20 protein-coding genes are annotated in these 18,682 nt (G+C 66.3%); 8 read left to right on the top strand and 12 right to left on the bottom strand.

Annotation, left to right across the window (positions count from 1 at the left end):
- Positions 1 to 454: 454 nt before the first annotated feature.
- From ACIQ7H_RS10735 to ACIQ7H_RS10705, 7 genes are all read right to left on the bottom strand, one after another.
- Entirely contained in the window at positions 455 to 637 is a 183-nt protein-coding gene (locus ACIQ7H_RS10735; RefSeq protein WP_395791237.1) for a DUF2065 family protein, read from the bottom strand.
- 53 nt (positions 638 to 690) lie between these two features.
- Positions 691 to 1,554 carry a protease modulator HflC gene (gene hflC / locus ACIQ7H_RS10730; RefSeq protein ID WP_395791235.1) on the bottom strand — a complete coding sequence of 288 codons (864 nt, stop codon included), beginning with the start codon at positions 1,552 to 1,554 and terminating at the stop codon, positions 691 to 693.
- Entirely contained in the window at positions 1,554 to 2,732 is a 1,179-nt protein-coding gene (gene hflK / locus ACIQ7H_RS10725) for an FtsH protease activity modulator HflK (RefSeq protein WP_395791233.1), read from the bottom strand. Before hflK ends, hflC begins: the two co-directional genes overlap by 1 nt.
- 190 nt (positions 2,733 to 2,922) lie before the next feature.
- Positions 2,923 to 4,263, bottom strand: coding sequence for a ribosome rescue GTPase HflX (gene hflX / locus ACIQ7H_RS10720; protein ID WP_395791231.1), 1,341 nt, complete (start codon positions 4,261 to 4,263; stop codon positions 2,923 to 2,925).
- 48 nt (positions 4,264 to 4,311) lie between these two features.
- Entirely contained in the window at positions 4,312 to 4,569 is a 258-nt protein-coding gene (gene hfq, locus ACIQ7H_RS10715) for an RNA chaperone Hfq (protein ID WP_395791229.1), read from the bottom strand.
- Positions 4,570 to 4,831: 262 nt separating this feature from the next.
- Positions 4,832 to 5,773 carry a tRNA (adenosine(37)-N6)-dimethylallyltransferase MiaA gene (miaA, locus tag ACIQ7H_RS10710; protein WP_395791227.1) on the bottom strand — a complete coding sequence of 314 codons (942 nt, stop codon included), beginning with the start codon at positions 5,771 to 5,773 and terminating at the stop codon, positions 4,832 to 4,834.
- 2 nt (positions 5,774 to 5,775) lie between these two features.
- Positions 5,776 to 7,254: a transglycosylase SLT domain-containing protein gene (locus ACIQ7H_RS10705; RefSeq protein WP_395791225.1), complete on the bottom strand. Its 1,479-nt coding sequence runs from the start codon at positions 7,252 to 7,254 to the stop codon at positions 5,776 to 5,778.
- A gap of 133 nt (positions 7,255 to 7,387) precedes the next feature.
- On the opposite strand from ACIQ7H_RS10705, the gene ACIQ7H_RS10700 reads away from it, so the two are divergent.
- From ACIQ7H_RS10700 to ACIQ7H_RS10670, 7 genes are all read left to right on the top strand, one after another.
- On the top strand, positions 7,388 to 8,905 hold the full coding sequence (locus tag ACIQ7H_RS10700) for a helicase HerA-like domain-containing protein (protein ID WP_395791223.1): 1,518 nt from the start codon (positions 7,388 to 7,390) through the stop codon (positions 8,903 to 8,905).
- 133 nt (positions 8,906 to 9,038) lie between these two features.
- Complete coding sequence (gene ykgO / locus ACIQ7H_RS10695; protein ID WP_091238229.1) at positions 9,039 to 9,164, top strand: type B 50S ribosomal protein L36; 126 nt, start codon at positions 9,039 to 9,041, stop codon at positions 9,162 to 9,164.
- 258 nt (positions 9,165 to 9,422) lie between these two features.
- Complete coding sequence (locus ACIQ7H_RS10690; RefSeq protein ID WP_395791221.1) at positions 9,423 to 9,695, top strand: hypothetical protein; 273 nt, start codon at positions 9,423 to 9,425, stop codon at positions 9,693 to 9,695.
- Entirely contained in the window at positions 9,692 to 10,738 is a 1,047-nt protein-coding gene (locus ACIQ7H_RS10685; protein ID WP_395791219.1) for an agmatine/peptidylarginine deiminase, read from the top strand. Before ACIQ7H_RS10690 ends, ACIQ7H_RS10685 begins: the two co-directional genes overlap by 4 nt.
- Complete coding sequence (locus ACIQ7H_RS10680) at positions 10,725 to 11,624, top strand: carbon-nitrogen hydrolase (RefSeq protein ID WP_395791217.1); 900 nt, start codon at positions 10,725 to 10,727, stop codon at positions 11,622 to 11,624. The genes ACIQ7H_RS10685 and ACIQ7H_RS10680 overlap by 14 nt, the downstream gene beginning before the upstream one ends.
- Complete coding sequence (locus ACIQ7H_RS10675; protein ID WP_395791215.1) at positions 11,617 to 12,870, top strand: TraB/GumN family protein; 1,254 nt, start codon at positions 11,617 to 11,619, stop codon at positions 12,868 to 12,870. Before ACIQ7H_RS10680 ends, ACIQ7H_RS10675 begins: the two co-directional genes overlap by 8 nt.
- A gap of 3 nt (positions 12,871 to 12,873) precedes the next feature.
- Positions 12,874 to 13,479: a DUF938 domain-containing protein gene (locus ACIQ7H_RS10670; RefSeq protein WP_395791213.1), complete on the top strand. Its 606-nt coding sequence runs from the start codon at positions 12,874 to 12,876 to the stop codon at positions 13,477 to 13,479.
- 37 nt (positions 13,480 to 13,516) lie between these two features.
- Here the strand turns inward: ACIQ7H_RS10670 and ACIQ7H_RS10665 are convergent, their stop codons facing one another.
- From ACIQ7H_RS10665 to creD, 5 genes are all read right to left on the bottom strand, one after another.
- Complete coding sequence (locus ACIQ7H_RS10665; RefSeq protein WP_395791211.1) at positions 13,517 to 14,206, bottom strand: AIM24 family protein; 690 nt, start codon at positions 14,204 to 14,206, stop codon at positions 13,517 to 13,519.
- A 178-nt stretch (positions 14,207 to 14,384) separates the two neighbouring features.
- Entirely contained in the window at positions 14,385 to 14,858 is a 474-nt protein-coding gene (rlmH, locus tag ACIQ7H_RS10660; RefSeq protein WP_395791209.1) for a 23S rRNA (pseudouridine(1915)-N(3))-methyltransferase RlmH, read from the bottom strand.
- A 15-nt stretch (positions 14,859 to 14,873) separates the two neighbouring features.
- Positions 14,874 to 15,260 (bottom strand): ribosome silencing factor, encoded by a 387-nt coding sequence (rsfS, locus tag ACIQ7H_RS10655; protein WP_395791207.1) that lies wholly within the window; start codon positions 15,258 to 15,260, stop codon positions 14,874 to 14,876.
- Positions 15,261 to 15,394: 134 nt separating this feature from the next.
- Positions 15,395 to 16,093 carry a nicotinate-nucleotide adenylyltransferase gene (nadD, locus tag ACIQ7H_RS10650; RefSeq protein WP_395791205.1) on the bottom strand — a complete coding sequence of 233 codons (699 nt, stop codon included), beginning with the start codon at positions 16,091 to 16,093 and terminating at the stop codon, positions 15,395 to 15,397.
- Positions 16,094 to 16,213: 120 nt separating this feature from the next.
- Positions 16,214 to 17,533: a cell envelope integrity protein CreD gene (creD, locus tag ACIQ7H_RS10645; protein ID WP_395791203.1), complete on the bottom strand. Its 1,320-nt coding sequence runs from the start codon at positions 17,531 to 17,533 to the stop codon at positions 16,214 to 16,216.
- A 211-nt stretch (positions 17,534 to 17,744) separates the two neighbouring features.
- Here creD and ACIQ7H_RS10640 point away from each other — a divergent pair, with 211 nt between their 5' ends.
- Positions 17,745 to 18,578, top strand: a complete 834-nt coding sequence (locus tag ACIQ7H_RS10640; RefSeq protein WP_395791201.1) for a hypothetical protein — start codon at positions 17,745 to 17,747, stop codon at positions 18,576 to 18,578.
- Positions 18,579 to 18,682: the final 104 nt, after the last annotated feature.

The following is an 18,682-nucleotide window of genomic DNA, read 5'->3' as shown; positions in this document are numbered from 1 at the left end:
CGGCGGGCTCCTGCCCGCCGCGCTCAAGCCCGCAGGCAGCCAGTGGATGCACAGTGCGCGGGCTTTCGCCCCCACTGCGCGCCCAACACAACAACTGACTGACCCACGAAAGCACTCCGCATTGATGTTCGTTATCGCGCCCCACCGCGGGGCGACGTCGCCTGTGGTCTCGGCTCCTGCCTCAACTCACAAGCCAGCGGCGGGTGCCGAAACCCGCTGCCTTCCGCAAATCCATAGGGTGGGACTTGACCCACCGCCCCACGCACCCAGGCTGCCACCTCAACACCGGCGCCAGAAACGCCAAAGCCGGGGTTCGAGACCCCGGCTTTGCGAGATTATCCGCGAATTGCCATCGCACCGCACGACCCTCGATATCGCGAGGACCGTTGCCCTGAACACGTCAGTCCGACGCGAGCGTGCGGACGACCAGACTCAGCGCCATAACAGTCGGCCCTCATCGGACGAACTGCAGGGCGATCAGGCCGCTGATGATCATCAAACCACCGACCTGGCGCAGGGTGCGCTGATCCAACTGCTGCAGTTGTTCCGCCGCGCGCTTCCAGGTTTCCGGGGCAACGAACAGCAGAAGGCCCTCAAGCACCAGCACCAGACACAGCGCAGCGAGCAGATCGGTCACGGCGGGCCCCAGCGGAGACGCTCGGCAGCACCAAGCCGCCGAGCGCCGTGATCTCAGCGCGGACGCTGTTCGAAGTAGCGCAGGAAGTCGGCCTCGCGATCCAGCACCAGCACGCTGTCGCCGTTGGCAAACGCCTGCCGATAGGCCTGCAGGCTGCGATGGAACGCGTAGAACTCGGGATCGCCGCCATAGGCCTGCGCGTAGATTTCCGCGGAGCGGGCATCGCCTTCACCGCGCAGGCGCTGCGAATCACGGTCGGCTTCGGCCAGGATCACCTGGCGCTGGCGGTCAGCATCGGACTGGATCGTTTCGGAGATCTCGCTGCCCTCGGCGCGCAGCTCGTTGGCAACCCTCAGGCGCTCGGCGCGCATGCGCTGGAACACCGAGCTGATGACCTCGCTGTCTTCAGGCAGATCGATGCGCTTGATCCGCACGTCGACGATCTCGATACCAAGATCCTTGACGCGCTGATTGCCGACATCGACAAAGCGCTGCGCCATGTCGCGACGCTCACCCGACACCACGGCCTGCAGGGTGCGCTGGGCGATCTCGTTGCGGATGACTTCGGTGATGATCGGACGCAGGCGCTGCAGGGCCTGGGCTTCGATGCCGCTGGTGGCGGTGTAGAAGGTGCGCGCTTCAGCGATCCGCCATTTGACGAAGAAGTCGACGTTGACGTCCTTCTTCTCAAAGGTCAGATAGCGCTCGGGCTGGGAGTCGAGCGACAGGATGCGACGGTCGAAACTCAGCACGTTCTGGATCAGCGGGATCTTGAAGTGCAGGCCGGGCCGGATCTCGCTCTCGACCACGCGACCAAACTGGAAGCGGATGCCGACGTGGCTTTCCTCGATGCGGTAGAAGCTGCCCAGTGCGAGCAACACGACGACCGCGACGGCGATCAGGATTGAAGGTCTCATCAGCGGTTCTCCTCACGACCCGGACGCTGCGGTCGGGTGGTATTGCGTGCGCTGCCGCGATCTTGCGTCTGCGTGGTTGGTGCGGCGGATTGCGGCATCGACGGTGTGGCGGCGGCCGCGGCCGGCAGGCGATTAAGCGGCGACTGGCTGCCCGCTTCGCCGCCCAGCGGCAGGTACAGCACGTTGTTGCCATCACCGGCATACACGGTGCGGTTCGCCGCCAGTACTTCCTGCATGGTTTCCAGGTACAGCCGGCGGCGGGTGACCTCCGGTGCCTTGGCGTACTCCTGCAGCAGCAGGCTGAAGCGTTCGGCTTCACCGGTGGCACGGGCAATCGTCGACTCCCGATAGCCTTCGGCTTCGGCGCGAACGCGTGCAGCTTCACCGCGCGCTTCCGGCACCACCTTGCTGCGATAGGCCTCGGCCTCGCTCTCGATGCGCTCCTTGTCCTCGCGGGCGCTGATCGCGTCGTCAAAGGCCTGACGCACTTCCTGCGGCGGGCGCGCATTGGGAATGTTCAGTACCGTTACCTGCAGCCCCGTGTTGTAGCTGTCCAGGGTCGCCTGCAGACGGGTCTGTGCCTCGGCCGCCAAAGCGGCGCGCTCGCCGGTCAGGATGGTGTCCATCTTGTTGCCGCCGATGACGTCGCGGATGGCGCTTTCAGACGCCTGACGCAGGGTTTCATCGGGCTCGCGGGTGCCGAAGAAATACTTCTGCGGGTCGCTGATCAAGTACTGCACGCCGAAGTCGATCTGCACGATGTTCTCGTCGCTGGTCAGCAGACGCACCTGCGCGGACTCACTGCGGACGTCGGTGACATTGATCTTGCGCACGCTCTCGATCGGGCTCGGCCATTTGAAGTTCGGACCCGGCGCCATCAGTCGATCAAACTTTCCAAAACGCAGCACCACGCCGCGCTGACGCTCGTCCACCAGGGTGATCGAGTCGAACACGGCCCATGCGGTGATGGCGAGCAAAACCAGCAACAGCAGCCCGCGACCGATCGGGTCGGATTCACCCTTGCGCGGCTCATTGCCACCGCCGGAGCCACCGCCGAATACGCGGTTGAGGCTGGCCTTGAGCTTGTTCAGGAAGGCTTCGACATCGGCACCGGGGTCCCTGCCATTCCAGGGATCCTTGCCGCCGCCATTGCCACCGCCAGGTTGATTCCAGGCCATTGATCACTCCATCGTCAGATTTCGGTATCCGCCACGGCCTGTGGCGGAGGGGGTGCGCTACCTGCGGTCTACGCAGCGGCAGCGCGAATTCTCAAGCTGCCGGGCTGCTGCCTCTACAGGCGTGAACCCCGGGGCGCCGGAGTGTAGCAGTCGCTCATCCCGTGCTTCGTGGACGCTGCGTCGCAAAGTGTCAAGGGCTGGGCTCAGCGGAATCGGGCTGTTCCCATTCTTCGACCGGGCTGGCAAGCACATCGCCCAGCTGTGCCGCAAAGCTGGGGAACTCGGCACTCAATCGGGCCGCCTGTGCCAGCGGCAGATCGATCTCAAGCGTCCAGCCCTCCTCGTCGGCGTGTTCTGAGCGCACTGCAGCCAGCGCAAACAGACGTGCGCGCAGGCGACCGTCGGCCGGGCCGAGTACCAGACGTGCGATACAGCGCGCCAGCGCGAAGCGTTCGCTGATGGCGGATTTCAGCAGGTCCAACCCGAGCTGATCGCGCGCCGAAACGAACACGCGCTCGCCAGCACCGGCCTCGGTCCTCTCGCGCCGCGGCTGTGCGCCTTCGAGGCGATCGATCTTGTTGAAGACCTGGATCTGCGGGATGTCGCCCGCGCCGATTTCGGCCAGCACGGCTTCGACGTCCTGGATGCGTTCCAGCACCTGCGGGTCGGCGGCATCGATCACGTGCAGCAGCAGGTCGGCTTCGCGCGCTTCCGACAGCGTCGAGCGGAAGGCGGCGACCAGCTCATGCGGCAGGTTGCTGACAAAGCCAACGGTATCGGCCAACACCAGCTCACCGCACTCCAAGCCAGCCAGCTTTCGCACCGTCGGATCGAGCGTCGCGAACAGCTGGTCGGCGATGTACGCGCCGGCACCGGTCAGCGCATTGAACAGGGTCGACTTGCCGGCATTGGTGTATCCGACCAGGGCGACACGCGGAATCTGGTTGCGCAAGCGGGCGCGCCGCGACTGCGCCTGCCGACGCTCGGCCTGGTCCAGCCGTTTGGACAGGATCTTGACCCGCTCGGCCAGCAGCCGGCGATCGGTTTCAAGCTGGGTTTCGCCGGGGCCACGCAGGCCGATCGAGCCACCGCGCTGGCGCTCAAGATGAGTCCAGCCACGCACCAGCCGCGTTGCCACGTGTTTCAGCTGGGCCAGTTCGACCTGCAGCTTGCCCTCGAACGAGCGCGCGCGCTGGCTGAAGATATCGAGGATCAAGCCAGTGCGATCGACCACCCGGCATTCGAGCTGGCGCTCGAGGTTGCGCTCCTGCACCGGTGACAGCGTGCAGTTGACCAGCACGAGGTCGATGTCGTGCAGGGTGCGAAGTTCTTTCGCCTCCTCGGCCTTGCCGGTGCCGATGTACAGCGCCGGGTTGGGACGGTCGACGCGCGCGTTCAGGGTGGCGAGCACCTCGGCACCGGCCGAACGCGCCAGCTCGGCGAACTCCTCCAGCGCGTCGAGGTCATTCACGCCCGGCGCCTGCGGATGGATCAGCAGAGCACGTTCACCACGCTTCTCACGTTCAAACATGCGCACGCGACCTCAGCGAGGCGACGGCCCGGAGGCCAAAGGACGCGTTCAGTCGGTCTCTCCGCCGACATCGGCACCGTCAGCCCCACCGGGGCCGATCCGCACATTGCGTGCGGGCACCACGGTCGAGATGGCGTGTTTGTAGACCATCTGGCTGACCGTATTGCGCAACAGGACCACGAACTGATCGAAGGACTCGACGGTGCCCTGCAGCTTGATACCGTTAACCAGATAGATCGAAACCGGCACGCGCTCGCGGCGCAGGGCGTTCAGAAACGGATCCTGCAAAGACTGGCCCTTGGACATGGTGGCTCCTTATGTTCGATGTGCTTGTTGTTCTGTACGGCCCAGCTGGGCGTACGGACTCCACCTTCGGCAGCCCAAGGGTGGGCCGATCCGGCGGCAATCGTGGCGAGTCTACAGGCTGGACCGCGTGATCGGATGTCAAGGCCACGACGGGCGCGCTATCGGCGCTGACTGCCGGCCGGCCGGCTGAGCGTGGCGATGGGTTCGTGAAAGGGCTGCGCTCGCAGGCACACCCGGACCTGACGGGGCAGGACTCGCGCGCTCAGCCCAGCGCGAGCCGCAGCAAGCCTTCCGCCCGCGCCGGGGCCAGCAGCGGATCGACCCAGAACGCATCAAGCTCGCCTCGCAGCCAGGTCAACTGCCGCTTGGCCAGCTGGCGGGTGGCCGCAATGCCCTCGGCGCGAAAGCCGGCCCGGTCGGTCAGCCCATCCAGGTGGCGCCAGGCCTGCCGATAGCCGACTGCGCGCATGGCGGGCAGGTCCGGATGCAACCCCGGTCGCTGTCTGAGCCCGCGAACTTCGTCCAGGAAGCCCTGCGCCAGCATCTGGTCGAAACGCTGCTCGATCCGTGCGTGCAGCACGCCGCGATCAGCCGGCGCCAGAATCAACTTGAGCACCCGGAACGGCGCCCGCGCGGCCGGCGCCGGCTCGCTCTGCCAGGCGCTGATCGGGCGGCCGCTGAGCCTGAACACCTCCAGCGCGCGGGTGATGCGCTGCGGGTCGGTGGCGTGGATGCGCGCCGCTGCGATCGGATCGATCCGCATCAGCTCCGCGTGCAGATCGGCCCAGCCGCGCGCTGCGGCGTCACGCTCGATCCCGGCCCGCACCTCGGGATCTGACGCGGGCATCACCGACAGCCCGCCAAACAGGGCGCGAAAGTACAGGCCGGTGCCGCCCACCAGCAGCGGCAGTCGACCGGCCGCATGCACTTCAGATACCGCCTGACGCGCGTCCACCGCGAAGTCACCGGCCGAATAGGCCTGCTCGGGCTCACGGATGTCGATCAGCCGATGCGGCGCCTGCGCCCGTTCCGCAGTCGTGGGCTTGGCGCTGCCGATGTCGAGTCCGCGGTAGACCAGGGCCGAGTCGACGCTGATGATCTCGCCGCCGTAGCGCTGCGCCCAGTCGATCGCCAGCGCCGTCTTGCCGGACGCCGTCGGCCCCATCAGGGCGATCACCCAGGGCCGAGCGTCCGCGCCATGCATGCTCAGGCCCGCCGGCAGCCGGACAGAGCCAGGCGCTGACCGGGCTTGATCAGGTAGCGCGGCGCGCGAACGCCGTTGCCGCGTGCCAGCTGCTCGACCGAGCACTGGTGACGACGCGCGATGCTGTGCAGGGAATCGCCGCTGCGTACGGTGTAGGCGTTGGCCGCAACCGCAGTGGCAGTTGCGGGCGCGCTGGGGCGGTTGGACGCCGCCAGTTCGCGCGCCCACGCCAGCCGCTCGCCTTCAACACAGCGCGCGGCGTACGCCTCGGCCATCGACTGCGGGCCCTGCATCACCGTGCCGGCCGGAATCACCGCGTGCGGCTCATGCCGCGGGTTCAGATTGCGCAACACCCGGAACCAGCCCTCGCGTGTGCCACCCTGCCCCAGGCAAAGGGTCAACTCATTGAGCGTGCTCGGGTGCGCCAAGGTGAAGCTTGCCGGGCGCGTGTCGACCTGGGGAAATTCGAGGCCGACTTCGTCGGGATGCAGGAACAGCCACGCCGCCGCCAGCACCATCGGTACGTAGTCCTGAGTCTCACGCGGCAACTGGCGATAGACCTGCGCGTTCCAGAACGGTTTGCCGCCGGTCGCCTGGTGCAGTCGGCGCGCACGGCCTTCGCCGCCGTTGTAGGCCGCCAACGCCATCTCCAGGCTGCCGTTCAACTCACGGAAGCGGTCGTTCAGGTAGCGAACGCTGGCGCGCGAGGCCAGTTGCGGGTCGAAGCGGGTATCAAAACCGTCGACCCGGCCGAGCCCATAGCCCATGCCGGTCTGGTACATGAACTGCAGCGGGCCGCTGGCGCCGGCGCGCGAAACGGCGTGCACGCGTCCGCCCGATTCCTTGGCGAGGATGCCGAAAAGCAGCGCTTCGGGCAGGCCGGCTTCGTCATACGCGGGCCACATCAGATGCCGCATCGCCTGGTAGTTCTCCCAGGCGGTGATCAGTTGCGGACGCATCCAGGTCAGCCACTCGACCATCGCCGACTTCACCGGCGTGTTGAGCTCGATCAGATCACGCAGCTCGCGGCCATTCAGCAGCGAAATCGAGCGCGCCGCCTCCGGAAGATCCGTCAACAGGGGCGAATCGGCGCGGGCTTCGGGCGCCGCGTTCGGCGCACTGGCGTCGAAGCCCTCGCCTACCGCCAATCCCATCGCCACCAGCTGCTCGTAGCCGCGCAGTACCCGCTCGACCTCGCAGCCCGGCTGCTGGATACACGCACGCGAGGCATCGCGCAAACGATCGCGGGCGGCCTCCAGCTCGGCGACATCCGGCGTCTCGCCGGCACGCAGACGTTCGGCCTGACCGAGCGCGACTTCCATCGCCGCATCGAACGCGCTGCGGGCCGCATCGGCCTGAGCAACGTCGACGACCGCCGCGGGCGGCGCCTTGGCTGAGCTGGCGCAACCGACCATCCCGCCCAGCAGCGCGATCAGCAGCAGGGTGCGCAACCCGATGGTGAATCCAGATGTTGTGGACATGCGTGAGCGCTACTTCCTGAGGATCGCGCGCCGCCCCAAGCAGCGCACACAGCCGGGCAGTGTAGCCGCTGGCGCGGGATCGACGCGCAGCGCGGCTAGAATGCAGCCCGTTCTCACCAACACGAGCGTGCGGATGGACAAGATCCTGATCGGCAAGGGCGATACCGCGGTCGAGCTGCTGGCGAAGTACGGCAATCGACACGGCCTGATCGCCGGCGCCACCGGCACCGGCAAGTCGGTGACCCTGATGGTGCTGGCCGAAGGGTTTTCGCAGTTGGGTGTCCCCGTCTTTCTGGCCGACGTCAAAGGCGATCTCGCAGGTCTGTGCCAGCCCGGTCAGCCGTCCGAGCGCATCAGCCAGCGGGTCGAGCAGATCGGCATCGAGGGCTACCGGCAGGAGGGCAACCCGGTGGTGTTCTGGGACATCTATGGCGAGCTTGGCCATCCGGTGCGCTGCTCCATCACCGAGATGGGTCCGAACCTGCTCGGCCGCGTGCTGGAGTTGAACGACACCCAGTCGGGCGTGCTCGACATCGTGTTCAAGCTGGCCGACGAGCAGGGCCTGCTGCTGATCGACTTGGACGACCTGCGCGCCCTGCTCGGTTTCGTAGCCGACAATCGCAAGCAGATCAGCACCGAGTACGGCCTGGTCAGCGCGCAAAGCATCGCTGCGATCCAGCGCCAGCTTCTGCGACTGGAAGCCGACGGCGCGCGCGAGTTCTTCGGCGAACCGGCACTGGACCTTGCCGACTTCATGCGCCAGGACATGTCGGGCCGGGGCCTGGTCAATGTGATGGCGGCTGACAAGCTCATCCTCAAGCCGCGTCTGTATTCGAGCTTCCTGCTGTGGATGCTGTCGGAGCTGTTCGAGAACCTACCGGAAGTCGGCGACCTTGATCGACCGAAAATGGTGTTCTTCTTCGACGAGGCCCACCTGCTGTTCGGCGACTGCCCGCCGGCCCTGCTGCAGCGGGTTGAGCAGGTGGTGCGCCTGATCCGTTCCAAGGGTGTCGGCGTGTATTTCTGCTCGCAGAATCCCGATGACATTCCCGGCAACGTGCTGGGCCAGCTCGGCAACCGCGTGCAGCACGCGCTGCGCGCCTTCACTCCGCGCGACCAGAAAGCCGTGCGCACAGCAGCCGAGACGTTCGCCAGCAACCCGAAACTCGATGTGGCGCGGGTGATCAGCGAACTCGGCGTCGGCGAGGCGCTGGTGTCGACCCTGCAGGACAAAGGCATTCCGATGCCTGTCGAGCGCACGCTGATCTGCCCGCCGCGCTGCCGGATCGGCGCGATTACGCTGGAAGAACGCGCCACCCAGAGAACGCGCAGCCCGGTGGGCGGCAAGTACGACACGGCTGTAAATCGTGAGTCGGCCTTCGAACTGCTGAACAAGCGGGCCGAGGCTGCCGCGACGGCGGCACCGCCCGCGCCGCCCGCCAGCACACCGCGTTCGAGCACCGGTGCGCCTGCGCCCAAGCCTGCCGAATCCGGCGGCATCGGCAGCAAGCTGAACGAATGGCTGTTCGGCACCTCACGCAGGCAGGGCGCAGTGGAGGCGATGGCGAAGTCGACGATGCGCACCATGGGCAATCAGCTGGGGCGCACCCTGCTGCGCGGCGTGCTTGGCAGCCTTGGTGGCAAACGCTGATGTGCTGACGACGGCGTGTTTGAGCGCTCAGCCGGACGAGCGCTCGGGCAGTTCAGGGCTTCAGGCTTGTCAAGGGGATGGACGTTCACTACAATGCCGCGTTTGTCGCGCCCAATTCAACGAAGGCAACCCCATGAAAGTCCTGAACTCGCTCAAGTCGGCCAAGACCCGTCACCGTGACTGCAAAGTCGTGCGTCGTCGCGGCAAGGTCTTCGTGATCTGCAAGAGCAATCCCCGTTTCAAGGCTCGCCAGCGCTGAGCGCAGGCCGCAGCAGCTGCCGCCACGGCAGCGCTTGAAGCGACAGAAGGCCGCCGAGTGCGGCCTTCGTCGTTTCTGTGCCCCGCAATACAAGCGTTCAAGCTCGGCCCCGCATACAATCCGCGCGGGGAATCCGCTCACCTCGACGGAGATCGACACATGTTTCGCAGCGCTGCCTGTCTAGCCCTTGGCCTTACCCTTTTTGCGTGTGCCGCCGAGGCGCAGGAAACAACCACTCAGCGAGTGATCGAAGGCGATGTGCTGCTGATCGATCGCGCCTCCCGCACCCATGCGACCGCCCGCCTGCCCAATCGCGGCATGCTGATGAACCAGGTCGAATCGCAGTTCGGCGCGCCCAGCGAGCGCCGCGCCGCGGTCGGCGGCGGCAGCGCGCAGACGCCGCCGATCACGCGCTGGGTGTATCCGGACTTCACCGTCTATTTCGAGAACAACCACGTCGTCAATGCCGTGGTGAACCGTGCCGGCCCGCTCGAGAAAGGCCCGAAGCGCACGGGGCAGCCGAACGGATGAATGCGGCGGTATCGCGTTTCCCCGCGGAGTGGGAACTCCAGTCCGCGGTCTTGATTGCCTGGCCGCATGCCGACACCGATTGGGCGGCTCGACTGCAAGCGGTCGAAGCCACCTATGTCGAGCTGGCAGCGGCCATCACCCGCCTGCAGCCCTTGGTCGTTTGCGTGCGCGATCTCGAACTGCAGCAGCATGTGCTGCAGCTGCTGGCCGCGCGCGGCGTTGGCCTCGCCCGCGTGCACTGCGTGCTGGCCGAGTACGACGACACCTGGCTGCGCGATTCCGGCCCGATCACCCTGCGCACGGCTGAAGGCTTCGAGCTGCTCGACTTCCGCTTCACCGGCTGGGGCGGCAAGTTCGAAGCCAGCTCCGACGATCGGCTGGTCCAGCATCTGGTCGACGCTGGCGTGTTCGCGCCCAACGCGCGGCGGCGCCGGATCGATTTCGCGCTGGAGGGCGGCGGCATTGAAACCGACGGCGCGGGCACCCTGTTGTCGACTTGGCATTGCCTGTCCGAACGCCACCCCGAACGAACCCGCGAAGACATCACCGTCCTGCTGTGCCGCGAACTGCAGCAGCAGCGCGTGCTGTGGCTGGACCACGGTTACCTCGAAGGCGACGACACCGACGCGCACATCGACACCTTGGCGCGTTTCGCCAGCCCGTCGCGCATCGTCTACCAGGGCTGCAGCGATCCCGCCGACAGCCACTTCGACGAGTTGGCGAAGATGGGTGAAGAGATCACCGCCCTGCGCCAGCGCAATGGCGAGCCCTACGAGGTGTTCGTGCTGCCCTGGGCCCAGCCCATCCTGGATGAAGGCCGCCGGCTGGCAGCGTCCTACGCCAATTTTTTGATCATCAACGGCGCCGTGCTGATGCCGGCCTATGGCGATGCCGCCGATGCCGCCGCGCAGGCTGTGCTGGCGCGCGCCTTTCCCGAACATCAGATCATCGCCCTGCCCTGTCGGCCGCTGATCTGGCAGAACGGCAGCCTGCACTGCATCACCATGCAGCTGCCGAATGGAGTGCTGAATGCCCGCGCCTAAGCCCGCAGCGACGCTCAAAGTCGCGCTGATCCAGGACCGCGACCGCAGTTCGGTTAAGGCCAATCTCGCGCGTATCGAAGCGCGCCTGGCCGAAGCCGCCGCAGCTGGCGCGCGTCTGGTGCTGCTGCAGGAGCTGCACAACGGTGCCTATTTCTGTCAGCACGAGAGCGTCGACGAGTTCGACCGCGCCGAGCCCATTCCGGGCCCCAGCACGGAGCGACTGGGTGCGCTGGCGAAGCAGCACGGCTTGGTGATCGTTTCATCGCTGTTCGAGCGTCGCGCGGCCGGCCTGTACCACAACACCGCGGTGGTGTTCGAAGCCGACGGCAGCATCGCCGGCAAGTACCGCAAGATGCACATCCCCGACGATCCGGGCTTTCTGGAAAAGTTCTACTTCACACCAGGCGACCTCGGCTTCGAGCCGATCAACACCTCGGTTGGCCGCCTCGGCGTGCTGGTGTGCTGGGATCAGTGGTATCCGGAAGCCGCTCGCCTGATGGCCTTGGCCGGCGCCGATCTGCTGCTGTATCCCACCGCGATCGGCTGGGACCCGAACGATGCCCGGGACGAGCAGGACCGCCAGCGCATGGCCTGGATCCTCTCGCATCGCGGCCATGCCGTGGCCAACGGACTGCCGGTGCTTTCCTGCAACCGCACGGGCTTCGAGCCCTCGCCGACCGGCGGCAGCGGCATCCGCTTCTGGGGATCGAGCCTGGTGCTCGGCCCACAGGGAGAGCTGCTGGCTGAGGCGGACACTGACTCCGACACGCTGCTGCTGGCCGATGTCGACCTCGGCCGCAGCGAGCAGGTGCGCCGGATCTGGCCCTTCCTGCGCGACCGCCGCATCGATGCCTACGCCGACCTGCTGAAGCGCTACCGTGATTGATCTCCTGCACGCGGGTGCTGACATCGAGGCGGGTTCGCCCCCAGTCGATGCGCTGACGGGCCAGCCGATTCTGGAGGTCGAGCGCGACGGTGTGCGCTACACGATCCTCGGCACTGCGCATGTCTCGCAGGCCAGTGTTGATGCGGTGCGCGCATTGCTGGCTCAACGTGATTTCGACGCTGTTGCGGTGGAGCTGTGCGAGCCGCGCTACCAGGCGATGCGCGATCCGGATGCTTTGGCCAAGCTCGATCTGTTCCGGGTGATCAAGGAAGGCAAGGTCGGCCTGGTCGCCGCCAATCTGGCTCTCGCCGGCTATCAGCGACGCCTGTCCGAGCAACTCGGCGTCGAGCCCGGCGCGGAAATGCGCGCCGCGATCGACGAAGGCATCGCGCGGGCACTGCCGGTGTGGCGGATCGATCGCGATGTCGCGATCACCCTGAAGCGCGCCGCCGCTGCGGTCGGTTTCTGGGAACGCATGCTGATGATGAGCGGCCTGTTCACCAGTCTGTTCGTCAGCGAGAAAGTGGAAGAGGAAGACATCGAGCGTCTGAAAGAAGGCGACCTGCTGGAGAGCACCTTCAGCGAGTTCGCTCGCCAGCGCGAGCCGCTGTATCGCGCCCTGATCGCCGAGCGCGACGCCTACATGGCTGCGGCGCTGCGTCAGGAAGCCAGCACGGGCACGCGCCCGAACGCGGTTCTGGTGGTGATCGGCGCCGGTCATCTGGCTGGCCTCGCCAAACAGCTGGAATCTGCAACCGAGGCACCGGCCGAGTTGCGCAGCCGCCTCAAGGAACTGCCGCCGGGCACGAACTGGGGCACCTGGATCACCGTGATCGTGGCCGCGCTGGTGATCGGCGGCTTCATCTACGGCTTCAGCCAAAGCCCGGAACTGGGCTTCAACGTGGTGCTGAAGTGGGTGCTGACTACCGGCGTGCTCGGCGCCGTCGGCTGCGCGATTGCCGGCGGCCACCCGCTGTCGATCCTGGGCGCCTTCCTGGCCTCACCGCTGACGCCTCTGCACCCGGCGCTGAGCTCGGGCATGGTCAGCGCCATGATCGAGGCGTGGAAGCGCAAACCGGTGGTGCAGGACTTCGCCCATCTGCGTGACGACGTCACCACCCTCGGCGGCTGGTGGCGCAATCGAGTCTCACGCGTGCTGCTGAACTTCTTCCTGACCAACCTCGGCACCATGCTCGGTGTCTATATCGGCGGCTGGGCGATGATCAAGACCCTGCTGGGCAGTTGAAGCATGCAGGTCGAACTGCCCTTCTCGCCCGCCTGCGAACGCAACCGCGGCCCGATTGCCGAGGTGCTGACTCGGCACTTCGCAGGCTGCCACAACGTGCTTGAGGTTGGCAGCGGCACCGGCCAGCACGCCGTGCATTTCGCCGCTCAGCTTACGCATCTGCGTTGGCACAGCAGCGACCGTGCGGAGTATTTGCCTGATCTCGCCGCGCGCATCGCACAGGCCGAGCTTGCCAACCTGCCGGCGCCTATCGAACTCGATGTCGCGCTTCGCGCACTTTGGCCGCGGGCGCGTTTCGATGCGGCCTTCAGCGCCAACACCCTGCACATCATGGCCTGGCCGGAAGTGGAGCGCTGCTTCGCGATGCTGGGCGAGACTCTGCAAGCTCGGGCTACGCTCGTGGTGTATGGCCCGTTCAACTACGGCGGCCGCTTCAGCAGCGACAGCAACGCAGCTTTCGATGCCCAGCTGCGCAGCACCCACTCAAGCCGTGGAATCCGCGACTTTGAAGCCGTGGATGCGCTGGCGCGCGCGCAGGGCTTGGCCCTGCTTGAGGACATCGCCATGCCGGCAAACAATCGCTGCCTGGCGTGGGCGCGCTCGGGCTGAAGCTTCGTTACGTCGACCAAGCGCGCCCGCTCTTCTATCAGCCTGCTGCCGCGTAGGATTCCTCGTACGGCTGCACCACCACCCAGCCCTCGCCCTGGAACTTCATCTGCAGTGACTCGCCCGACGCACGACCGAGGAAGGTGCCGATGGTGATGTCGGTGACGAAATCCGGGGTCAGATTGCCCGACCAGGCCACCGTCGCATTGGGGTCGGTGAATACCGGCGCATTGCGCGTCACCCGCAGGGTCAGCGGATCGAAATGCGAGGTGATCGCGACCAGGCCCGAGCCCGAAAGGCGGATGCTGAACAGGCCGCCGGCCATCATTCCGGCGACGCGGCGCATCAGGGTGATCTTGTTCTCGATGCCGTCCTCGAACGCCAGTACATCGTTGCCATTGACGAAGATCGACTCGCCCTGCAGGCGCAGCAGCGTGACCCGCTTGCCGGAATCGGCGAGATAGACCCGGCCCTGGCCTTCGATCTTCATCAGTCGCGTGCCCTCGCCGCTGACCGCCTTCTTCAGCAGGTTGCCAATGCCCTGCTCCAGCACGCCCTCGCGTTTGAACTTGGCCGAGCCGTGGTAGGCCACCATCGAGCCCGCCTTGGCCCAGACCCGGCCATTGAGCTTCAGCTCAAGCAGATGGGGGTTCTCGAGTTCAAAGGCGTCTGCGCTGACGTCCTTCTGGGCGGTGGTTTGCAGAAAATCACTGACGGTTTTGATTGCCACGGGACAGGCCTATCGAAAGGGAGGCGGGAAGATATCAGCTTGCCTCGACGCGCGTCCGCCACTGGCCAAATGCGGGCTCCCTCGCTAAACCACTAGCCTCGCTGTCGCGTCGGCGCTGATCCGGTGACTGCTTCGAGTCGATCCCGGCCGGTGTCCGCAGGATTCCCGCTGCGGGCACTCAGCCGCCGCGATGATACGGATGGTTCGCCAGCAGGCTGCAGGCCCGGTACAGCTGTTCGGCCACCACCACGCGCACCAGCGGATGCGGCAGGGTCAGCGGGCCTAGCGACCAGCTTTCGCCAGCGGCTTTGCGAACGCTGTCGTCGAAGCCGTCCGGGCCGCCGATCAGAAATGCGAGGTCCTGGCCCTGCATGCGCCAGGCCTGCATCCGGGTTGCCAGTTGTTCACTGGCATGCGCACGTCCACGACCATCGAGCAGCACGACATGCGCGCCCTTGGGCACGGCCGCGAGCAGGCGTCTGCCTTCGTCTTCCATCGCGCGAGCGGGGTCTCGGCCCTTGCCGCGGTCGCCGGGTGAGAGCTCCACAAGCTGCAGCGGCAGCCAGTGCGAGAGACGTTTGAAGTAGTCGGTGCAGGCGATCTGCACCCACTCCGGCATGCCGGTACCGACGGCGATCAGGCTGGCGCGCATCGGCCCGGCGCGCGATCAGTCTTCGGCGGTGTCAGCGTTGGCGGCCGAAGGGGTGTCGCCATCGACGCTCCACAGCCGCTCCAGCGCATAGAACTCGCGCACGCGCGGCAGGAACACGTGAACCACGGCGTCGCCAAGGTCAACCAGCACCCACTCGGCTTCGCGCTCACCTTCGACGCCGATCGGCATCGCGCCAATCGATTTCGCCTGTTTCTGTACTTCGTCAGCGATCGACTTGACGTGCCGGCTGGAGGTGCCGGAGGCGATAAAAAGGTGATCGGTGAAACCGGCCTTGCCGCGCACATCGATCTCGCGGATGTCGCGCGCCTTGAGCTCTTCCAGCGCAAAGCGGATGCGCTCAAGCAGGGCTTCGGCGCTCGGGCCCGCGCCGGTGCGGTCCATGGACTTCTTGGTGCCGCGCGCGCGCGTCGGCAAGGCTACTGGGGATTTGGGATTCAAAACGGACTGACCTGTTGCGGCTGGGCGCCGGCTGGCGCGTGGGCGCAAGTATAGGCGAGGCCCACGCGGGACGTCTGTCAGGGCGACTCTGGCGCCGGCCCGCAATACAGGCCGTGGCGCCGAATGTAGTCGGCGACCGCAGGCTCCAGCAGTGCGTTGGCCAAGCCCGGTTCGGGCGACGCCAGCGCAGCACGCACGGCGCTGGCCGAGGCTGGGTGCGGCGGCACGGCGAGTGTGACAACCGCCCCGGCCGGACGCTGCTGCAAGGCGTCCACGCCGGCCCGATGGCTGCGCTCAAGCTCCTGCAGAGCCGCACTGGGCGGCGGCGTGGTCTGGTCTGGGCGGTCGACCACCAGCAAATGCGCCAGTTTGGGAATCGACTGCCAGCGCTGCCAGCGATCAAACCCGCACCAGGCATCGAATCCCATCAGCAGCACCAGCGGCGCATGCGCGCCCAGTTCCGCGCGCAGCTCGCCCAGCGTATCGACCATGTAGGAGGCCCCGCCGCGGCGGATCTCGCGCAGATCGATACCGAAGCCGGGCGTCTGCGACAGCGCCAACCAGAGCATCGCCACGCGGTGCCCGGCATTTGCACCGGGCGCCTCGCGATGCGGCGGGTCTGCGTTCGGCAGAAAATCGAAACGCAGGCCATGCACGCCGTGCGCCAGCAGCAGCGCGCGCACCGCGCTGGCAATTGCCAGATGGCCACGATGCGGCGGATCGAAGGTGCCGCCATACACAAGATGCAGCGGCAGCGAGTTTGAATACTCAGTCATCGTGGAACGTGGTGCAGACGGGCCGCTGAGCATGCCGCAAGCGGGCATTTTGTGCGCGCCTGCGGCATCGGCGAAGGATTGCCTGAGATCACCTCGACCCTGCATCGATGGCGCGCGCCATCAGCGTGCGTCCAGCGCGAAGCCCGACCAACGCACCTTGCGTGTCGCCAGCATGAACACCGACAGGCAGCCGAACAGTGCCAGCGCGCCGAGCAGCAGGGCGTGATCTTCGGCCTTGAGCAAGCCGTACAGCAGCGCGTACAGCACCGACAGCAGCAGGGCCGAGGTCAAGGTGCTGCGCCGGCTGTCGAGCACGCCACCCAGGTAGCTGGAGATAAGCGCAACACAGGCCAGCGCGGCGAGCAGGTAGGCCAGGCCGAAGCCGATGTGCTCAGCCAGCGCGAGCAGCAGCAGGAAGAACATCGCCAGCGCCAGGCCGGTGAGGCCGTAATGCGGCGGATGCAGCTCACCCTTGCCGACCACCTCCATGAAGAACACCGCGCCGAACACCAGCACCAGTACCAGCAAGGCGTACTTCATCGCGCGGTCGGTCATCAGATAGCGGTCCACCGGATCGACCAGACGCAGGCCGAACGAGACCGCGTCCACCCCATGGCAGCTAGTGCCTTCGACCCCGCACTGCATGATCGTCTGCTGCGCCTGGCTGGCCAGGCGCGACACCGACCAGTCGGCACTGAAACCCTGCGCACTGATCTGCGGCGCGCCGGGCAGAAGATCACCGCGAAACGAAGGATGCGGCCAGTCGCCACTGAGTGCGATCCGGGTATCCGCCCCGACCGGCACGAAGTCCAGGGCTTCGGTGCCGGTCAGCAGCAGATCGAGTTCAATGCTCAAGGCCTTGCCATGCAGGGCTGTGGGCTCGATGGCTGCCTGCAGCCCGTTGCTCAACCAGGGCAGACGCGCTCCCGGCTCGATCGGTAGCGCGACCCCACCCGCGCGCAGCTCGACCTGCTTGATGCCGCGGTTATCGCCCAGACCCATCACCAGGTCCGCGCGGCGCAAGCTTTGTCGCGGGCCCAGCAGGGTGGTCAGATCGAACTCTGCGCTGCCTTTGAAGCTGGCGTGGTACAGCACGGCGCTGAACAATGCCCGCCCACGCAGCTCGGTCTTGAAATCGCCGGTCAACGCCAGCGACGCCGGCAACAGCAGGCGCTGCTCGCGCACTGCCTTGATCTCGGTGATCTCACGGGTCGTGCCATTCTCAAGCACCATCCGGCGCTCGTCCTTCTCTGTTTCAATTTCGACCAGAAGCAGCGGCCCGAGCAGACGCTGGGCGCGGCTGCTCGACTGCGCCACTTCGGTGCGCACCTCTTCGGCGCGCTGTTGGCGCTCCCACACCAAGCCCTTCAGCAGCAGGATCGGAACCAGCAGCAGCACCATCACCAGGCCGATCACCAGCAGCTTCAATCCAAGTTTCATCGCGGCTCTCCAAAGGCGTTCAGAGTGAGCATGCAAACCCATGCAGCGGGCAGAACACGGCGACACATCTGGCAAACCGCGGGCACCTGGCCCCAGCCGGCGCCCTGCTGCATTCACTCTGCTTTGTCAGGTAACCTTCACGGGCTGCGTCGCCGCTGCTTGTCCTTTGGCGGTGATTGCGCAGCCACCTCATCTAGCCGGAGGCATTCGCATGAAGATTTCGATCGCATTGGTATTCACCTTGTTGATGACGGCCATGGCAGGCACCGCCGCGCAGACGGAGCAGAAGCCACCGCTCGATGGTCTGCAATCTGGCGGCCGCGACAGCTTCATCTACCCGCGAAACGCGCTTTCCTCGGCCGACCCGGTGTTCGTGCTCTACGGCGACAATTGCGGCCGGCCGCACATCGATCCAACCCGAGCCGCGACCGTTACCGAAGTCGCGCATCAACCCTCCTTCGAGGCTTCGGCGCGCGTCGTCGATATCTATCTGGTGTGGAACCCGGAAGAGATCTGCCTCGCCGTAGTCATGCCGGATGTGCTGGTGCCGATCGCACTGGGTTCGCTGGGCAAAGGACTGCATCGGATCGAGCGCCGCCTGCACGTGCGCGAAAAGCGCGAAACCACCCATCGCCTGGTGGAGTCGCACCTCGGCTTCCTGGGGGTCGGCGATGTTCCGCACCAGTCGCTGTCCGGCGCCTGGTTTGACCCGAGCGCACCCGGCACCGGCGTCTTCATCAGTCTGGTTGATGTCGCTGAGGGCAGCCCCGGTGCAATCGTCCACATCACAGGTCTCGATGTCGCCGGCAAGCCGGTATGGCAGGTGGGCATGGGTCAGTTCGAGAATGCGCGGCTGCGCGTCGATCTGCAGACCGGTGGCACCAGCGACAGCGCGGGTCGACGCACCCTGGAGCTGACGTATCAGGGTTGTGGTCGCGCACAGATGCGCTTCATGGATGCTCCAATCGCGGTCAAACAGCTGACCCAGCTGACCAGCACCTACGGTGTCGAATCCTGCATGCCGCCCGCGCTGCAGCGTCCGTAGCGCGTTGGCGCCGGTCGCGCCGGCGTCGCCGCAACCAGCGCAGCCCAAGGAGACAGGATTTCGCATGCGCGCTCTGCTCCACGCAATCTCCCGCTCGCGGTTCT

The sequence above is a fragment of the Aquimonas sp. genome (assembly GCF_044377145.1).
Taxonomy (GTDB): Bacteria; Pseudomonadota; Gammaproteobacteria; order Xanthomonadales; family Xanthomonadaceae; genus Aquimonas.
This window is presented reverse-complemented; position numbering and strand designations above follow the sequence as displayed.

Coding starts and splice junctions, on each gene's coding strand:
- hflC (WP_395791235.1), bottom strand. CDS start 1,554: ATGAGACCTTCAATCCTGATCGCCGTCGCGGTCGTCGTGTTGCTCGCA.
- hflK (WP_395791233.1), bottom strand. CDS start 2,732: ATGGCCTGGAATCAACCTGGCGGTGGCAATGGCGGCGGCAAGGATCCC.
- hflX (WP_395791231.1), bottom strand. CDS start 4,263: ATGTTTGAACGTGAGAAGCGTGGTGAACGTGCTCTGCTGATCCATCCG.
- hfq (WP_395791229.1), bottom strand. CDS start 4,569: ATGTCCAAGGGCCAGTCTTTGCAGGATCCGTTTCTGAACGCCCTGCGC.
- miaA (WP_395791227.1), bottom strand. CDS start 5,773: ATGCATGGCGCGGACGCTCGGCCCTGGGTGATCGCCCTGATGGGGCCG.
- ACIQ7H_RS10705 (WP_395791225.1), bottom strand. CDS start 7,254: ATGTCCACAACATCTGGATTCACCATCGGGTTGCGCACCCTGCTGCTG.
- ACIQ7H_RS10700 (WP_395791223.1), top strand. CDS start 7,388: ATGGACAAGATCCTGATCGGCAAGGGCGATACCGCGGTCGAGCTGCTG.
- ykgO (WP_091238229.1), top strand. CDS start 9,039: ATGAAAGTCCTGAACTCGCTCAAGTCGGCCAAGACCCGTCACCGTGAC.
- ACIQ7H_RS10685 (WP_395791219.1), top strand. CDS start 9,692: ATGAATGCGGCGGTATCGCGTTTCCCCGCGGAGTGGGAACTCCAGTCC.
- ACIQ7H_RS10680 (WP_395791217.1), top strand. CDS start 10,725: ATGCCCGCGCCTAAGCCCGCAGCGACGCTCAAAGTCGCGCTGATCCAG.
- ACIQ7H_RS10670 (WP_395791213.1), top strand. CDS start 12,874: ATGCAGGTCGAACTGCCCTTCTCGCCCGCCTGCGAACGCAACCGCGGC.
- rlmH (WP_395791209.1), bottom strand. CDS start 14,858: ATGCGCGCCAGCCTGATCGCCGTCGGTACCGGCATGCCGGAGTGGGTG.
- rsfS (WP_395791207.1), bottom strand. CDS start 15,260: ATGGACCGCACCGGCGCGGGCCCGAGCGCCGAAGCCCTGCTTGAGCGC.
- nadD (WP_395791205.1), bottom strand. CDS start 16,093: ATGACTGAGTATTCAAACTCGCTGCCGCTGCATCTTGTGTATGGCGGC.
- creD (WP_395791203.1), bottom strand. CDS start 17,533: ATGAAACTTGGATTGAAGCTGCTGGTGATCGGCCTGGTGATGGTGCTG.
- ACIQ7H_RS10640 (WP_395791201.1), top strand. CDS start 17,745: ATGAAGATTTCGATCGCATTGGTATTCACCTTGTTGATGACGGCCATG.